Genomic DNA, 16,861 nt, shown 5'->3' on the forward strand with positions numbered 1-16,861 from the left:
AAAAGGAAATAATTGAGTATAATATACTGTTTTGTTTTTTACGGAATCGTTTATACTTATAGATAGAAGAATGTGTGAGCGAAGAAAACAAAAAACTGGAGGATATATGGGGAAAAATCAAAGGATATATAAGGAGAACGGACAAGTTATCTCTTTTAATCAATTAGCGGACTTCTTTTATAAAAAAGGGATGAGAGCTTACAAAGGGCAGAAATTGCAAGATGCAATTAAATACTTTCGAAGAGCGGCACAAAGTGAGAAGGAGCCGTTTATTTTATGCCAATTAGCAATAACATTGTCTGAGGCTGGGGAATATCAAGAGTCAAATCAAACCTTCTTAAAGCTAATAAAATCTAATCCAGAAATTGAACAGTGCTATTATTTTATTGCAAATAATTATGCATATATGGGTCTATTTCAACAGGCAAAGAAGTATGCGGAGCGCTATTTAGATGTTGCAGAAGAGAAGGAATTTGTAGAAGATACATTAGAATTGCTTGAAATTATGGAAGAAGAAGCGATGGGTGCGGAAGAGATTGAAGATGAAGATGATTTAATTGTTATGCAGGAAGAAGCGAATCGTTATATTCGTAACGGACAATTAGAAGAAGCAATTGCTACGTTAGAAATTGTTACGAAAGATTATCCGGAATTTTGGTCAGGTCATAATAATTTAGCCATCGCACATTTCCAATCTGGTAATGTAGATAAGGCGCTGAAGTTAACAGAAATGATTTTAGAGAAAAATCCTGGTAATATACATGCTCTTTGTAATACGCTTATTTTTCTATATTCAATTGGAGAGCATAAACAAGTAGAAGCATTAGCGGGGCAACTCGTTTCAGTATATCCAATTTCATTTGAACATCGTTTGAAACTCGGAACGACACTTGCAACAATTGGTCATTTCGAACCTGCATATAAATGGTTCAAAGTATTAAAGCGTCAAGGATACGAAGGAGACGTTAGTTTTTATTATTGGTTTGCATATTCTGCTTATATGGTGAAAGATCAGCAAGTGGCTGAAAAAATGTGGCAACATGTTGTAGAATTGCATCCTGATAAAAAAGGAAAAGAACCGTGGAATGCACTGAATTTAGCAGATGAAGGGCAAAATGTATTATTTGAAGAATTACGAAAATCATTTCAGCAAAGTGCGACGCTAGAGGAGCAAATGCTAGCTTTATATTTAATGAATGAATTGTCAACGCCAGAGAAGGTTGGATTCTTCTTTGATGTAACGCAAGCGAAGAACGGTGTTCCAATTGTATCGCAACTTGCAAAATACTTCTTTTTACTGAATAGCCATAAGAGTATTCCAGCTGATTTACAGCAATTTGAACAGTGCGTGCGAATTGCGGATGCGTTATACAATTATACGAAAAAAGATGATGAATTAATCGAAGAGTGTTTACAATTTTGGTTTTGTACATTCATACGTTTATATACATCTGGAGCGGTTTTTACAAACGTGTACGGATGGTCAGCGGCGGTTGAATACATTGTGCGCGGTGAACAAGGAAATAAGATGACACAGTCGGAGCTTGGAGATGTATATAATGTTTCTGTAGCGACTGTTCGAAAGTATGTGCAGGCTGTGAAGCGTACGCACACATAAGATAAGCAAATCATTGGGAAAAAAATGATGCTAACAGTATAATGAGGGTAACTTAATTGTGTAGGAATGGATAGGAGTGAATAGTGTGTCAGAAGAAAAAATTTATGATGTCATTATTATTGGTGCAGGACCAGCTGGTATGACAGCTGCAGTATATACATCTCGTGCGAATTTAAGCACATTAATGCTTGAGCGTGGTATTCCAGGCGGACAAATGGCAAATACAGAAGATGTAGAAAACTACCCAGGTTATGAGTCTATTTTAGGACCAGACTTATCAAATAAAATGTTCGAGCATGCGAAGAAATTTGGTGCTGAATATGCATATGGTGATGTGAAAGCAATCATCGATGGTAAAGAGTACAAAACAATTATCGCTGGTAAAAAAGAATATAAAACACGTGCAATTATCGTTGCAAGTGGTGCAGAGTATAAAAAAATCGGTGTACCAGGTGAAACAGAACTTGGCGGCCGCGGTGTATCATACTGTGCGGTATGTGATGGCGCATTCTTTAAAGAGAAAGAACTTATTGTTATTGGGGGCGGAGACTCTGCTGTTGAAGAGGGTGTGTTCTTAACACGCTTCGCATCAAAAGTAACAATCGTTCACCGCCGTGACACGCTTCGTGCACAGAAAATTTTACAAGATCGTGCTTTCCAAAACGAGAAAGTAGATTTCATTTGGAACCACACGATAAAAGAAATTAACGAAGCAAATGGTAAAGTAGGAAGCGTAACACTTGTAGACGTAAACAGTGGAGAAGAGCAAGAAGTCAAAGCTGACGGCGTTTTCGTATACATCGGTATGTTGCCACTATCAAAACCGTTTGTTGAGTTAGGTATTACAAATGAAAATGGTTACGTTGAAACGAATGAGCATATGGAAACGAAAGTTCCTGGTATTTTTGCAGCTGGTGATGTTCGCGAAAAAATGCTTCGTCAAATCGTAACTGCAACAGGTGACGGTAGTATTGCAGCACAAAGTGCACAACACTACGTAGAAGAGTTATTAGAAGAACTAAAAACTGTAACAGAAAAATAAGGGATACTATACCTTTTGAGAAGAAAGCTACCGATAGGAGCTTTCTTCTTTTTTGTGAAAATGTCGAAGTTTTGTCAAAAATAAGTAGGATTATAAGCTTTCTTATTGATATACTGGACTTTACGGAAAAATCACTATAAGAAATGAGGAATTTATTCAGTATGGAATGGCGTAATATATATCGTGGATTTTGTATGGGCGTTAGTGATTTAATTCCTGGTGTGAGCGGCGGTACAATCGCTGTTGTGTTAGGGATTTATGAACAATTGCTTGCGGCAATTAGTGGGTTCTTTAGTCGTGAATGGAAAAAGCATTTAGCATTTTTAATTCCCCTTGCTGCTGGTGTGGCGGCAGCGTTTTTAACGCTAAGTCATGTTATTAAATATTTACTTGCAAATCATTATGAACCGACTCAATTTTTCTTCCTCGGTTTAATAATTAGTATATTACCGATGTTAATGAGAGAAGCTGATGCAAAGGCGTCGTTTAAAGGTAAGCATATTGTTTTATTAATAGTTGCAGCAATTCTTGTTGCGATCACAGCTTTCTTTAAACCAGATAAGGCAGCAGATCCAATTACAACGTTAACAATTTTAAATGCAATTGGTTTGTTTTTCGCAGGGTGGATGGCTAGTATGGCTATGCTTCTTCCTGGAATTAGCGGATCGTTTATTTTATTAATCATTGGTGTGTATCCAACAGCAATTAACGCTTTAACTACACTCAATTTGCCATTAATCGTGGTTATTGGTGCAGGTGTTATGGTCGGATTTGTTGTAAGTAGTAAGGGAATTAGTTTTTTACTGGATCGTTATAAAAGTATGACATTTGCGGCAATTATTGGACTTGTTATCGGTTCGATTGTAATTGTGTTCCCTGGTATTCCAACTGGTGGATTTTCAATTGTAAGTTCAATTATTACCTTTATTCTAGGGTTTGCGATTGTTACTTATTTCGGTAAGAAATAAGGGTTTTAGTCCCCTTAGCGATAAAAATCGTTAAGGGGATTTTTTATGCCGTTTATGGACAGGCCAAGCATTTACATTGCTTGTTCTAGAAAGCTTTTCTACAATTGTTGAGAAGCATATGCTGAACAAAAGAGGACTGGCTCCTTCGTTGTAGCAAACTGTTTTTGATAGTATAATGAAATGAGTATGCAGTGAGAAATTTCGCTGCAAGTAGCTGAGGTGAAGAAACATGCAAAGAGTGACAAACTGTGTGTTAATTAGAGATAATGAAGTACTCTTACTCCAAAAGCCTCGTCGAAATTGGTGGGTTGCACCAGGCGGGAAAATGGAGCGTGGTGAGACAGTAAGAGATTCCGTTGTTCGCGAGTATCGTGAAGAAACAGGTATTTATTTAAAGAACCCAGCGTTAAAGGGGGTCTTCACCTTTGTCATTCAAGAAGGTGATAAGGTAGTTTCTGAATGGATGATGTTCTCCTTTTTAGCGACAGATTTTGCAGGAGAAAACAAACTAGAGAGCGAAGAAGGCATCATTGGTTGGCATACATTTGATAAAATTGATGATTTAGCAATGGCGCCAGGAGATTATCACATTATTGATTATTTAATTAAAGGGAATGGCATAATCTACGGTACATTTGTATATACCCCAGATTTTGAGTTGCTTTCATATCGATTAGATCCGAGTTAAACCGTCAAGGAGAGGATACGATGACAGAGAATAATGATATAAAAATGGTAATTATTACAGGAATGTCTGGAGCTGGAAAAACAGTAGCTTTACAAAGTTTTGAAGATTTAGGATATTTTTGTGTAGATAATTTACCACCGATGTTATTGCCAAAGTTTATTGAGCTTATGGCGGATTCAAAAGGGAAAATGAATAAAGTAGCACTTGGCGTTGATTTACGTGGCCGAGAGTTTTTCGAACATTTATGGGGAGCGCTTGATGATTTATCAGAACGTACATGGATCATTCCTCATATTTTATTTTTAGATGCGAAAGATAGCACGCTTGTAACTCGTTATAAAGAAACGAGACGTTCGCATCCACTTGCGCCAACTGGCTTGCCGTTAAAGGGAATCGAGGCAGAGCGTAGCTTATTAATTGATATGAAGGCACGAGCGAATATTGTGCTTGATACATCAGAGTTAAAACCGAAAGAATTACGTGAAAAAATTGTTCATCTGTTTTCAACTGAAACTGAGCAAGCATTTCGTGTAAATGTTATGTCATTTGGATTTAAGTACGGTATTCCAATTGATGCCGATTTAGTATTTGATGTTCGTTTTTTACCAAATCCATATTACATTCCACATATGAAGCCATTAACAGGGCTAGATGAAGAAGTTTCATCGTATGTACTGAAATTTAATGAGACGCATAAGTTTTTAGAGAAACTAACGGATCTCATTACTTTCATGCTTCCTCATTATAAAAGAGAAGGCAAGAGCCAACTTGTAATTGCAATTGGATGTACAGGTGGACAACATCGTTCTGTTACGCTTACAGAATACCTTGGGAAACATTTGAAACCAGAGTATAGTGTTCATGTATCTCATCGTGATGTGGAGAAAAGAAAGGGCCATTAAGGGATGAAAAAAGAGAGAAAACCTAAAATTGTCATCATGGGAGGAGGGACTGGACTCTCTGTCTTATTAAGAGGATTAAAGCAATATCCTGTTGATATTACAGCAGTTGTTACAATCGCTGATGATGGTGGCAGTTCAGGTAGATTACGTGATGAGCTAGAAATTCCGCCCCCAGGTGATATTCGTAACGTACTTGTTGCGTTGTCGGATGTAGAGCCGCTGGTCGAAGCTTTATTTCAGCATCGTTTCACAATGGGAGACGGACTGAAAGGTCATGCGTTAGGAAATTTACTATTAGCAGGTATGACCTCGATTACAGGAGACTTTTACCACGCGATTACGGAAACGAGTAAAGTATTAAATGTCAGAGGACGTGTATTACCGGCGGCGAATCAAAGTGCGGTACTTCATGCGGAACTAGAGGATGGAGAAATTGTAACGGGTGAATCCAAGATTCCGTATTACGGAAAGAAGATTAACCGTGTCTTTTTAACTCCAGAAGATGTAGAGCCGTTACATGAAACATTAGCTGAGATTAAACGAGCTGATTTACTTGTTTTCGGTCCTGGAAGTTTGTATACGAGTATATTGCCGAATTTAGTTGTTAACAAAATTGGGGACGCTGTTCTTGCTGCAAAAGCGAAGAAGGTATATGTATGTAATGTTATGACGCAAGCGGGTGAAACGATGGGATATACAGCGTTTGACCATGTGCAGGCGTTGCATGATCATTTAGGGCAACCATTTATCGATACTGCAATTGTAAATAACCGTGATATTCCTTGTGAATTACGTAAGTTATACGAGGAAGAAATGTCGGGACCAGTTGTAGTGGATGAAGAGCGTTTTGCTGAAAATAATATTAATGTAATTCAAGATCAATTAGCGAAGTATGATGATCATGTTGTAAGGCATGATACATTAAAATTAGCTTCTATTTTATATTCACTGTTGTAGATGCGCGTTATCTCTTTATGAGATAGCGCTCCTTCATTCATATAGGACAAGATTTTTGTTCCAAAATAATCGTATAAGGAGGTGTTGACTGTGTCATTTGCATCAGAAACAAAGAAAGAGTTGACGAATCTTGAGATGAAGGAATGCTGTGAGAAAGCAGAATTATCAGCGTTACTTCGAATGAACGGATCACTTTCTTTTTCAAACCGTCGTCTATCTATCGATATTCAAACGGAAAATGCAGCAATTGCAAGAAGGATTTATACGCTTTTGAAAAAGGGATATGACGTAACGGTAGAATTACTTGTTCGTAAAAAAATGCGATTGAAGAAAAATAATGTATATATTGTGCGGCTTGTTGAGAAGTCACGTGAAATATTAGCAGATCTTCATATCGTTCGCGACGACTTTTCATTTATTCGAAATATATCACAAGAGTTAATTGAGAAGAAATGTTGTAAACGATCGTATTTACGCGGTGCATTTTTAGCAGGTGGTTCAGTAAATAACCCAGAAACATCATCTTATCATTTAGAGATCTTTTCGTTATATAAGGAACATAATGATGCTATATGTGAACTGATGAACGGATTTGATTTAAATAGTAAGACGTTGGAAAGAAGAAAAGGGTATATTACGTATTTGAAAGAAGCGGAGAAAATTACGGAATTTTTAAATATTATAGGTGCTCATAATGCACTTTTAAGATTTGAAGATATTCGAATTGTTCGCGATATGCGTAATTCAGTAAATCGTTTAGTGAACTGTGAAACAGCTAATTTAAATAAGACAATTGGTGCAGCGCTAAGACAGATTGAAAATATCCGCTATATTGATGAGACGGTTGGTCTTGATATTTTGCCGGATAAATTACGAGAAATAGCACAACTACGAAGAGATTATCAAGATGTAACATTGAAAGAATTAGGTGAGATGGTATCCGGGGGGAAAATTAGTAAATCGGGTATTAATCATCGTTTGCGTAAAATCGATGAGATTGCAGAGAAATTACGCGCGGGGGAACCAGTAGTAAAAAAATAAGAGGTTAAAGGGGAAATGGAGCTGTGGTTCAAAAACAGGTTAAAGTTTCATTAAAAAACGGTTTACAAGCACGTCCGGCTGCGTTGTTTGTACAAGAGGCAAATCGTTTTCATGCAGATATCTTCATAGAGAAAGATGGAAAGACAGTGAATGCAAAGAGCATAATGGGGATTATGAGCTTAGCAATTGGAACTGGTAGCATGATAACAATTACAACGGAAGGTTCAGATGCAGAAGAGGCTTTAGAAGCGTTAGCTGCATATGTACAGTAAAAAAGCTATCGCGCATATGCGATAGCTTTTTTGTTGCTGTTATTTGTGCGGATTGGTCGGGGTGGGGTATGCGCGTGCAGAGGTTTGACCATAAAAAAAGCGCCCAATTATAGGGCGCTTCCGCTTTTAGTTATATCCAGCTCCAGCGGCTAGAATCTCCGGTTGTTTCACCTTTACATTCGAGGCAAAAAGCGCCTCGGATGTAAAGGCTCCAACACCCTGCGATTCTGAATGAGCCGCCTCTGCTTTTAGTTATATCTAGCTCCAGCGGCTAGAATCTTCGGTCGCTTCGCCCCTTCATTCGAGGCAAAAAGCGCCTCGGAATCAGGGGCTCCATCGCCCTGTGATTCTAAACGAGCCGCTTCCGCTTTAAATCTATTAACGATTTGTAAAGATCTTATCAATTAAACCGTATTCTAGAGCTTTTTCTGCTGTCATGAAGTTGTCACGGTCTGTGTCGCGTTGTAGTACTTCAAGTGGTTGACCTGTGCGGTCAGCAAGAATTTGGTTTAGTTTTTCACGTAAGAATAGGATACGTTTTGCAGCGATTTCGATTTCAGTCGCTTGACCTTGTGCTCCACCAAGTGGTTGGTGAATCATTACTTCACTGTTTGGAAGTGCGAAACGTTTTCCTTTTTCACCTGCTGCTAGTAAGAATGCACCCATAGATGCTGCCATACCGATACAGATTGTTGATACTTGCGGTTTAATAAACTGCATTGTATCGTAGATTGCCATACCTGCTGTGATAGAACCACCAGGGCTGTTGATGTAGATATGAATATCTTTTTCAGGATCTTGAGATTCCAAGAATAAAAGCTGGGAAACGATTGAGTTAGCTACGTTGTCATCAATTGCACTACCAAGCATAATGATGCGGTCTTTTAATAGTCGAGAGTAAATATCGTAAGCGCGTTCTCCACGATTTGTTTGTTCAATTACTGTAGGAATTAAATTCATCTGTTATTTCCTCCTTCTAAAGCTTTCTTAGTCTTATAATACAATTATGGTCAATAAAGGTCAAACGAAACCACTTTAAATCAAAAAAATATGTAGTTGTACCATGAATTATTCGCTATGTTTTTGAAATTCCCTGCTTATGTATCTTCAACATCATAACCGAATTACATAAATTTAAACGTCATGAAAGCTGTAGAAAAAAGAAAAGAACGCCTTTTGACGGGAGCGTTCTTTCACTATCTATTCTTTTAAAAGGTAGGTAACTTTATTTAAAATCTTTTCGACTTGTTTCGCATTTTTACTATACATTTCACTTGCTGTTTTTGACTTTGTTTCTAAAGAAAATAGTTCGAGATCAGCATGACATTTTTTTAAAGATGCCAATAATAAAGGCTTGTTTTGAGGAGAAGGCATTTGGAGTTTGTCATTGTAAATGTCGATAGTAAGTTGTCCATATGAGTCAACTTGAGCAAGAAAGACATTCTCAATGACAACACCGAGTTTTTCGAGTTCAGAATGTAACCAAGCGCGGTTATGTCCGCTTGCTGAAAGAGGTTCATCTAGTACATTTCCATCCATAATAACAGTTTGCGGTTCTTTTTCATTCGGTACTTTTAAGCCCACGTCTTTTGCTGTAAGTGGCTGAGAATCTTTCTTTAATAATACATTTAATTCTCCGCTCGGTTCTAAGACAGCAAATTCGACTTCAGCTACGCTGAACGCACTTTTTCCTCGGAGTAGTTCAAGTAATTCGTCACTTGTATATTTTTCTTTCTTTAAGTTGTCTTCGAGTATTTTTCCGTCTTTTATTAATACGGTAGATTTTCCTTCAAAGAAGTCCCGAGCTGCTTTGTTCTTTAAGGAGAGGATTCCCGTGAGAAAAGGTACCACAGCGAAAATGAGTATCGCAAAGACGCCGTGAAAAAATTTTGAATCGAGCCCTGTAGATACTTGGGCAGCGATGTCACCGATTGTCATTCCAGCTATGTATTCAAAAAAGGAGAGCTGAGAGATTTGTCTTTTCCCTAACCATTTTGTAATAGCAAATAAAATAATTAATATGAATACAGAGCGAAGAATAACGAGTGTCCATTCCGGCAGGTGAGACATAGTCATTTCCTCCAGTCTACTTAAAACCCTTTATATTGAGGTTCTTCACGTTCTAATAATGAAACTCTATCTTTTAAATCAGCGATGACACTGTCCATTTCTAACATGCATTCATGAAAGACGCGTTTTGATTCTTCATCTGCTGCATTTAAAGAAAGGGAGCTTAAACTTGCTTGCGCGCCCCGTAGACTAGCAAGGCATGTTTTTACACTAGCAATTACAGTCATATAAAACACCTCTTATCCTTTCGGTTTAAATAGTAATGCACCGATGAACCCGAAAATGATAGCTGCTGATACGCCAGCGCTCGTCACTTTAAACATACCAGTAATGACACCAACGATTCCATGTTTTGCAGCTTCTTCCATCGCACCATGAACGAGGGCATTACCGAAACTGGTAATTGGTACAGTGGCCCCAGCGCCGGCGAAATCGATTAATGGTTCATATAAATTAAAACCATCTAATATAGCCCCAGCGACAACGAGTGTTGCCATCGTATGGGCAGGAGTAAGTTTACCGACATCAAACATAAGTTGACCAATTACGCATATAAGCCCGCCAATGACGAAAGCCCAGAAAAAAATCATTGCGTTGCACCTCCAAATTCAATCGAAACGGCGTGAGCGATACACGGAATTGTTTCTTCTTGTTGGAATGTAAGTGGAGATAGTAAAGCGCCTGTCGCAACGACAAGTATTTTATTAAATTCTCCTCTTTTCATCCGGTTTAGTAAGTGACCGTATACGACAGTTGCAGAACAACCTGGGCCGCTAGCGCCGGCTATGACCGGTTGGCCTTCTCTATAAATGAGGATGCCGCAGTCTTGGAATTGTTCATTTGTTACTTTTGTTCCGTGTTTATGTAGTAAGTCATAAGCAATTTCGCGGCCAACATGTCCAAGGTCACCTGTTACGATTAAGTCGTAGTAAGAGGCATCGATTTGTCGTTCGCGTAAGTGGGCTTCAATTGTATCAACTGCAGCTGGGGCCATCGCACCTCCCATATTAAAAGGATCTGTTAATCCCATATCAACAACTCGTCCAATTGTTGCAGATGTTACTCTAGGACCATGTCCAGTGTCGCTTAAAATCGCTGCACCTGCCCCAGTTACTGTCCATTGCGCAGTAGGCGGCTTTTGTCCACCGTATTCAGTGGGATAGCGGAATTGTTTTTCTACAGCTGCATTATGACTGGATGCGCCAGTTAATAAATATTTTGCACCTTTTGCATTCACAATACTTGCCCCGAGCGCTAAACCTTCCATTGAAGTAGAACAAGCACCGAATAATCCGAGATAAGGGGTGCCAAGTGTACGACAAGCAAAGCTTGTAGGAGTAATTTGATTAATTAAATCTCCTGCGAGTACGAATTGAATATCGTCTTTACGAAGTTCTGCTTTTTCAGTAGCGCGGCTACAAGCTTCTTCGAATAAAATTTTGTGTGCTTTTTCATAAGAATCTTGTCCGAGCCATAAATCTTCATGAAGGATATCAAAGTCCTCAGGGATGTTCCCTTTTGCTTCAAATGGCCCGCCAACGACTCCTGTCGAAATAATAACTGGTTTGTTTTCAAATACCCATGTTCGGTGTCCTTGTAACATTTATAGCCCTCCCCATTGAACGAGAATCGTTTTAATAAGTGCGATGACGAAAGCGGAAAATACACCAAACAAAATAACGGATCCGGCTAATTTAAACATATTACCGCCAACACCAAGGACAAATCCTTCTGTTCGGTGTTCGATACATGCGGCAATAACAGAGTTTCCAAATCCGGTAACAGGTACAGCCGTGCCTGCTCCAGCAAATTGCCCAAGGCGATCGTAGACGCCAAATCCCGTCAGTAGCATAGAGATAAAAATAAGAGTTGCAACTGTAGGATTCCCGGCAGATCTTTCGGTGAAATCGAAATACGTAATGTAAAAGGTAGAAATCAGTTGGCCTATTAGACAAATTAATCCGCCAACGAAAAAAGCTTTTATACAATTTTTTAAAACAGGGCGCTTCGGTTCGCGCTGTTGTTCAAATTTTTTATATTCTTGTTGCACAGGTGTTAAATTTTTATCTTTACTAGACATTTGAATCCTTCCTTCTCTTTTAGAAAGCTTAAATATTAGAACCCATTTCTGATTGAATGAGTTTTAATTGATCTTTAATGCCATCCTTGCTTACTTTCTTGTTCTTAATTTTGTTTTCAAGTTCTTCTATGAGCATAAAGATCTTTTTGTCTGTACTGACACGAATATCGAAAGTAGGGTTTTCGTCACTTAGCTTCTTTTTTAATTTACTTCGTAAAGGCTTTAAACCAAATCTTTCGTGATGTTCCGGTTTGATGGCTATGTAAAGATCTAAATTTGTATTAACTGCGGTAGCTTCTATAATTCCTTCCATAGCAAGAGCTTTTTTCTTAGCGTCTTGCGATATAGATTGATTAAAGGATTCTGTACTCATTTTTGTTAATTTAGGGCCCTTTTTCTCATCTGTTCGCTTCGCTTCTTCTTTCTTTACTTTTTTATCTAACGGGCTATTATCGCATCCGGTAAGTGAACCGATTAGGAGCACAAATAACGCGGTTATGATTCCGATTTTTCGCATTATAATCATTCCATTTCTATTGCAATATGTAATGTGATAGAAAAAGGATGACTGCATATCATCCTTTTTCTATTTCACAGCATAACGAATCCGTTATTGCTGTGAGTATTGTGGTTCTTCTTGCTGGACTTCTTCAACGCGTGGGTTTAAAGAATCGATAATCGTTTGCGTTTGCTGCGCAGCTGTTTGGAAAAGTTGCTTTGCTTGTTGGTTATCCGTATCAAGAGCGAATCCCTCTAAGCTAGCTTGTGCACTTTTTAATCCAGAAACAGTTTGCTTTAGTTTCGTAATTACAGTCATTGAATGAAGCCCCCTTTGGAATATCAATTCAAAAGTTATAATTTGTGAATTGGGGTGAAAATATGATTGGAAAATTTAGGGGAGGGATATGCTTGATATGTTTTTAGATAAGGTATATAAAGGGATAAGGGGATATTTTTATTGATTTAGATGGATTTTATTGCTATTATTATGAAAAGAAAATGAAGTATTTTCTATAATCATGCGCCCATAGCTCAGTCGGATAGAGCGGTGGTTTCCGGTACCACGTCTGCCGGGGGTTCGAATCCCTCTGGGCGCGTCAAAAGACCTAAACTTACATTTGTAAGTTTAGGTCTTTTTTTATTGCCCCTTGTTATATCTAGTAATAAGATTTACTATTAGTATGTGGTAATAATTTAATTACACTATTATTTTCTTTCAATATTATTCAAATTTCGGTTGTAAGTTGTAAATCTCATTAATACATATAAATTAATAATATTTTGGAATGGGTGTCTGTGATAGCATTCTCCTTTTACCAAACTTATTGTACAATAGAAACAAGGGGGAGATTAGTTTGAAGGCAAGTCTTTTACAAGAACAAAGCTTACGTTTGGCAATGACACAAGAGTTAAGGCAAGCGATTACAATGCTTCAGTATAATGTACAAGAATTATCGGAGTTTTTGTATGAGCAATCGTTAGAGAATCCCCTTATTGAGTTAGGTGGTTTTGAGAGGGAGAAGAAAAAGAGCTCTAACACAAGTAAAAGTACCAGCAAACAAGTCGAGAATCAGATGGAAATCTACAGTGTGGATTCTACAACGATTCAGCAACATTTATTAAATCAAATACAGTATTATAAAATAGATGAAGAAGAGCGCAAAGTAGCTTCTTTCATTATTATGAACATGGATGGAAATGGGTATTTACAAGAAACGAATGAAGAGTTAGCAAGCCTCCTTTCTGCATCGATTCATGTAGTAGACCGCTCTGTAGAGCTTGTCCAATCATTGGAGCCAGCAGGGGTAGGCGCACGTAATATTCAGGAATGTTTAACCTTACAATTGAAGCGCTTACAAAGGCGAAATGGATTAGCGGAAGAGGTTATAGAGGATCACTTCGCTTATTTCGTGAAGAAAGATTGGCGAAAGCTCGTTCAAGTGTTGAAATGTAGTAATGAGGAATTGCAATCAGCGGTGAACTGCATTACGGCATTGCAACCAAAACCAGGTCTTGCGTTTTCTTCTGATAAACCACTTTATATTGTGCCTGATATGGCGGTGAAAAAAGATGGCGATCGTCTCGTTTTACAGATGAACGAGAGAAATATGCCGAGAATTGAAATTCATTCTGAGTATAGTGCACTTCTTAATAATAGTGAAAGTGAAGTAGCATCTTACGTATCGGAAAAGTATCAGCATGTGCAGTGGATTATGCGCAGTTTAAAACAGAGAAAACAAACGCTTCTGCAAGTGATGACTATTATTATGGAAAAACAACGGGATTTCTTCTGGGAAGGTCCAGAACATTTAAAGCCACTTGCTTTAAAAGAGGTAGCGGAAGAGTTAAGTGTGCATGAGTCTACAATTAGTCGGGCAACGCGAAATAAATATGTGCAAACACCACACGGTTTATTTGAGATGAAATCGTTCTTTAGCAATGCTGTTTCGACAACTGAAGATGAAGCAGTTTCTACAAAGCGTGTGAAACGATTTATTCAAACGCTCGTTGAGGCAGAGAATAAGAAAAAGCCACTTTCAGATCAAAAAATTTCAAAATTGTTAGAAGAAGAGCATGAAATTGTTATTTCTCGAAGAACAGTGGCGAAGTATAGAGAACAAATGCACATTCCAGCTTCGTCATTACGAAAAACGATCGGATAGGTGAAAAAGATGGAAGTTGTACTGTATACAAAAACAGATTGTGGCCTTTGCGTGCAGGCGAAACAAGTTTTACAAGAAGTACAATGTGAATATTCTTTTCAAATCAAGGAAATAGATATATATGAAGATAATGACCTTTTAGAAAAATATCACTTAATGATTCCGGTTGTAGAAATAGGCGGAAAACAAGTAGAATATGGTAACATTCACAAAGGTGTCATAATAAACTATATAAAGAATGCAGTTAAGAGTTGAATAAGTTTCTATCTCCTGTTACAATAATACACGTAGCAGGGATTATTTTTTTAATCTATGTGGGACACAAAATGTCACTACGGGACATAAAGTGACCACGAGAGAAAATGAACCAATGTAGTGAGGAGAAAAGATATGCGCTCATGGATTCAGAATACAAAAAAATTATTACCTGATCTGCTACCTGTTATGCAAACGAGAATGCAAATTCTTCAGTATATTAGGCTTATGCAGCCGATTGGAAGAAGAAACTTATCAGCAAGTCTCGGTATGACAGAACGAGTATTGCGAAGTGAAGTTCAAGTTTTGAAAGAACAGAACTTAGTTCACATCGCTTCTTCTGGAATGACATTGACAGAAGAAGGAACAGCTTTAGTTCTTGCTTTGGAAGACTTTATGAAAGAAATTTCCGGGTTAAAGGTTTTAGAAAAACAACTTAAGGAAACATTAGACTTGGATGAAGTTTTCGTTGTCCCTGGTGATAGTGATGAATCGCCTTGGGTCAAACTGGAGATGGGCCGTGCTTGTGTGACTTGTATAAAAGACCGTCTGACAGCGAATAATATCGTTGCTGTGGCTGGAGGAACTACGCTAGCTGCTGCTGCGGACATGATGCAGCTTGATTGCAAAGATTTACATATGCTATTTGTCCCAGCGCGTGGTGGAATTGGAGAAGGTGTTGAATTAGAAGCCAATACCATTTGTGCCAAAATGGCGCAAAATACGATGAGTAATTATCGCTTATTGTATGTTCCAGACCATGTTAGTAGCGAAGCATATGCGTCTATTGTGACAGAGCCTTCCGTGAAAGAAGTTCTTGAGTTGATTCGATCTTCCAATATCGTCATTCATGGAATAGGTGATGCGTTAACAATGGCACGTCGCAGAAATACTTCAGAAGCAGATTGGTTAAAGATTCAGGCAAGCGAAGCAGTTGGCGAAGCTTTCGGTTACTACTTTAATGAACAAGGAAATGTTGTTCATAAAGTAAGAACAGTTGGTATGCAACTTGAGGATTTACAAAATGTATCTCACGTTGTTGCAGTCGCTGGAGGTTCTTCAAAGGCAAAGGCAATACAGGCTGTAATTAAACAAGGGCACACTTCAATTCTAATTACAGATGAAGGTGCAGCAAAACAGTTAACAAAGGGTATTACCCTTTAAATATAATCCCCCAAGGAGGAAATTCAAATGACTAAAATTGGTATTAATGGATTTGGACGTATCGGACGTAACGTATTCCGCGCAGCTCTTAACAACTCAGAGGTAGAAGTAGTAGCAATCAACGACTTAACAGATGCTAAAACATTAGCTCACCTTTTAAAATATGACACAGTTCACGGAACTTTAAATGCAGAAGTATCTGCTAACGAAAACAGCATCGTTGTTAACGGTAAAGAAATTAAAGTTATCGCTGAGCGTGACCCAGCTCAATTACCATGGAGCGACTACGGAGTAGAAGTAGTAGTAGAATCTACTGGCCGTTTCACTAAAAAATCAGACGCTGAAAAACACTTAGGTGGATCAGTTAAGAAAGTTATCATCTCAGCTCCAGCTTCTGACGAAGATATCACTGTAGTTATGGGTGTTAACCACGAGCAATATGATGCAGCTAACCACAATGTAGTATCTAACGCTTCTTGTACTACAAACTGTCTAGCTCCATTCGCTAAAGTATTAAACGAAAAATTCGGCGTAAAACGCGGAATGATGACAACAATTCACTCTTACACTAACGACCAACAAATCTTAGACTTACCACACAAAGATTTACGTCGTGCTCGTGCAGCAGCTGAAAACATGATCCCAACATCTACTGGTGCAGCTAAAGCTGTAGCATTAGTATTACCAGAACTTAAAGGTAAACTAAACGGTGGCGCTGTACGTGTTCCAACTGCTAACGTTTCTCTAGTTGACTTAGTTGTTGAACTTGATAAAGAAGTAACAGTTGAAGAAGTAAATGCAGCATTCAAAGCAGCAGCTGAAGGCGAATTAAAAGGTATCCTTGGATACAGCGAAGAGCCATTAGTATCTATCGACTATAACGGATGTACAGCTTCTTCTACAATCGATGCATTATCTACAATGGTAATGGAAGGTAACATGGTTAAAGTACTTTCTTGGTACGATAACGAAACTGGTTACTCTAACCGTGTAGTAGACCTAGCAGCTTACATGACTTCAAAAGGTCTTTAATTCTTAATTATATAAGTTATCAATGACAAAACGAGGGAGAGGGTTTGTTCCCTCTCTCTCTTCTTTCGTTTTAGAAGCAAATGTGTTAAGCTTTTGAATGGGTTTTGTC

The 16,861-nt window shown here is 38.2% G+C and carries 20 protein-coding genes and 1 tRNA gene; 13 read left to right on the forward strand and 8 right to left on the reverse strand.

What is annotated here, in order from left to right:
* The first annotated feature begins 106 nt into the window (after nt 1-106).
* From EUC40_RS01325 to EUC40_RS01360, 8 genes are all read left to right on the forward strand, one after another.
* Entirely contained in the window at nt 107-1,618 is a 1,512-nt protein-coding gene (locus EUC40_RS01325; protein ID WP_000517716.1) for a tetratricopeptide repeat protein, read from the forward strand.
* Between the two features lie 85 nt (nt 1,619-1,703).
* Nucleotides 1,704-2,660 carry a thioredoxin-disulfide reductase gene (trxB, locus tag EUC40_RS01330; RefSeq protein ID WP_156573297.1) on the forward strand — a complete coding sequence of 319 codons (957 nt, stop codon included), beginning with the start codon at nt 1,704-1,706 and terminating at the stop codon, nt 2,658-2,660.
* Nucleotides 2,661-2,821: 161 nt separating this feature from the next.
* Nucleotides 2,822-3,628 carry a DUF368 domain-containing protein gene (locus EUC40_RS01335; RefSeq protein ID WP_071710089.1) on the forward strand — a complete coding sequence of 269 codons (807 nt, stop codon included), beginning with the start codon at nt 2,822-2,824 and terminating at the stop codon, nt 3,626-3,628.
* A gap of 229 nt (nt 3,629-3,857) precedes the next feature.
* Nucleotides 3,858-4,316, forward strand: coding sequence for an NUDIX hydrolase (locus EUC40_RS01340; protein WP_001190080.1), 459 nt, complete (start codon nt 3,858-3,860; stop codon nt 4,314-4,316).
* Nucleotides 4,317-4,336: 20 nt separating this feature from the next.
* Nucleotides 4,337-5,218, forward strand: a complete 882-nt coding sequence (gene rapZ / locus EUC40_RS01345; RefSeq protein ID WP_000138463.1) for an RNase adapter RapZ — start codon at nt 4,337-4,339, stop codon at nt 5,216-5,218.
* A gap of 3 nt (nt 5,219-5,221) precedes the next feature.
* Nucleotides 5,222-6,175 carry a gluconeogenesis factor YvcK family protein gene (locus EUC40_RS01350; RefSeq protein ID WP_071710090.1) on the forward strand — a complete coding sequence of 318 codons (954 nt, stop codon included), beginning with the start codon at nt 5,222-5,224 and terminating at the stop codon, nt 6,173-6,175.
* 90 nt (nt 6,176-6,265) lie between these two features.
* The gene (whiA, locus tag EUC40_RS01355) at nt 6,266-7,216 is read left to right on the forward strand and encodes a DNA-binding protein WhiA (protein ID WP_000006562.1); all 951 of its coding nucleotides are present in this window, start codon (nt 6,266-6,268) and stop codon (nt 7,214-7,216) included.
* Nucleotides 7,217-7,239: 23 nt separating this feature from the next.
* Nucleotides 7,240-7,488 (forward strand): HPr family phosphocarrier protein, encoded by a 249-nt coding sequence (locus tag EUC40_RS01360; RefSeq protein ID WP_000250298.1) that lies wholly within the window; start codon nt 7,240-7,242, stop codon nt 7,486-7,488.
* Between the two features lie 378 nt (nt 7,489-7,866).
* Here EUC40_RS01360 and clpP read toward each other — a convergent pair whose 3' ends face one another.
* The 8 genes from clpP to EUC40_RS01400 form a co-directional block, all read right to left on the reverse strand.
* Complete coding sequence (gene clpP, locus EUC40_RS01365) at nt 7,867-8,448, reverse strand: ATP-dependent Clp endopeptidase proteolytic subunit ClpP (RefSeq protein ID WP_001049155.1); 582 nt, start codon at nt 8,446-8,448, stop codon at nt 7,867-7,869.
* A gap of 240 nt (nt 8,449-8,688) precedes the next feature.
* Nucleotides 8,689-9,558: a DUF421 domain-containing protein gene (locus EUC40_RS01370; protein WP_156573300.1), complete on the reverse strand. Its 870-nt coding sequence runs from the start codon at nt 9,556-9,558 to the stop codon at nt 8,689-8,691.
* Between the two features lie 20 nt (nt 9,559-9,578).
* The gene (locus tag EUC40_RS01375) at nt 9,579-9,785 is read right to left on the reverse strand and encodes a DUF1657 domain-containing protein (RefSeq protein ID WP_088232025.1); all 207 of its coding nucleotides are present in this window, start codon (nt 9,783-9,785) and stop codon (nt 9,579-9,581) included.
* Between the two features lie 12 nt (nt 9,786-9,797).
* Nucleotides 9,798-10,148 (reverse strand): stage V sporulation protein AE, encoded by a 351-nt coding sequence (gene spoVAE / locus EUC40_RS01380; RefSeq protein WP_000575919.1) that lies wholly within the window; start codon nt 10,146-10,148, stop codon nt 9,798-9,800.
* Complete coding sequence (spoVAD, locus tag EUC40_RS01385; RefSeq protein WP_156573302.1) at nt 10,145-11,161, reverse strand: stage V sporulation protein AD; 1,017 nt, start codon at nt 11,159-11,161, stop codon at nt 10,145-10,147. The genes spoVAE and spoVAD overlap by 4 nt, the downstream gene beginning before the upstream one ends.
* Nucleotides 11,162-11,638, reverse strand: a complete 477-nt coding sequence (gene spoVAC, locus EUC40_RS01390) for a stage V sporulation protein AC (protein ID WP_071710095.1) — start codon at nt 11,636-11,638, stop codon at nt 11,162-11,164. It abuts the gene before it with no gap.
* A 28-nt stretch (nt 11,639-11,666) separates the two neighbouring features.
* Nucleotides 11,667-12,155 (reverse strand): YhcN/YlaJ family sporulation lipoprotein, encoded by a 489-nt coding sequence (locus tag EUC40_RS01395; protein WP_156573304.1) that lies wholly within the window; start codon nt 12,153-12,155, stop codon nt 11,667-11,669.
* A 93-nt stretch (nt 12,156-12,248) separates the two neighbouring features.
* Entirely contained in the window at nt 12,249-12,455 is a 207-nt protein-coding gene (locus tag EUC40_RS01400; RefSeq protein WP_000216166.1) for a DUF1657 domain-containing protein, read from the reverse strand.
* Nucleotides 12,456-12,659: 204 nt separating this feature from the next.
* On the opposite strand from EUC40_RS01400, the gene EUC40_RS01405 reads away from it, so the two are divergent.
* The 5 genes from EUC40_RS01405 to gap all read left to right on the forward strand — a co-directional run bounded on the left by EUC40_RS01405 (nt 12,660) and on the right by gap (nt 16,752).
* A tRNA-Arg gene (locus EUC40_RS01405) sits at nt 12,660-12,735 on the forward strand.
* A 258-nt stretch (nt 12,736-12,993) separates the two neighbouring features.
* Nucleotides 12,994-14,301 carry an RNA polymerase factor sigma-54 gene (rpoN, locus tag EUC40_RS01410; protein WP_071710097.1) on the forward strand — a complete coding sequence of 436 codons (1,308 nt, stop codon included), beginning with the start codon at nt 12,994-12,996 and terminating at the stop codon, nt 14,299-14,301.
* Between the two features lie 9 nt (nt 14,302-14,310).
* Complete coding sequence (locus EUC40_RS01415; RefSeq protein ID WP_071710098.1) at nt 14,311-14,556, forward strand: glutaredoxin family protein; 246 nt, start codon at nt 14,311-14,313, stop codon at nt 14,554-14,556.
* A 135-nt stretch (nt 14,557-14,691) separates the two neighbouring features.
* Nucleotides 14,692-15,720, forward strand: a complete 1,029-nt coding sequence (gene cggR, locus EUC40_RS01420; protein WP_001258182.1) for a gapA transcriptional regulator CggR — start codon at nt 14,692-14,694, stop codon at nt 15,718-15,720.
* 27 nt (nt 15,721-15,747) lie between these two features.
* Complete coding sequence (gene gap / locus EUC40_RS01425; RefSeq protein ID WP_000161236.1) at nt 15,748-16,752, forward strand: type I glyceraldehyde-3-phosphate dehydrogenase; 1,005 nt, start codon at nt 15,748-15,750, stop codon at nt 16,750-16,752.
* Nucleotides 16,753-16,861: the final 109 nt, after the last annotated feature.

Origin of the sequence: Bacillus luti (assembly GCF_009739945.1) — a bacterium.
Classification (GTDB): Bacteria; Bacillota; Bacilli; order Bacillales; family Bacillaceae_G; genus Bacillus_A; species Bacillus_A luti.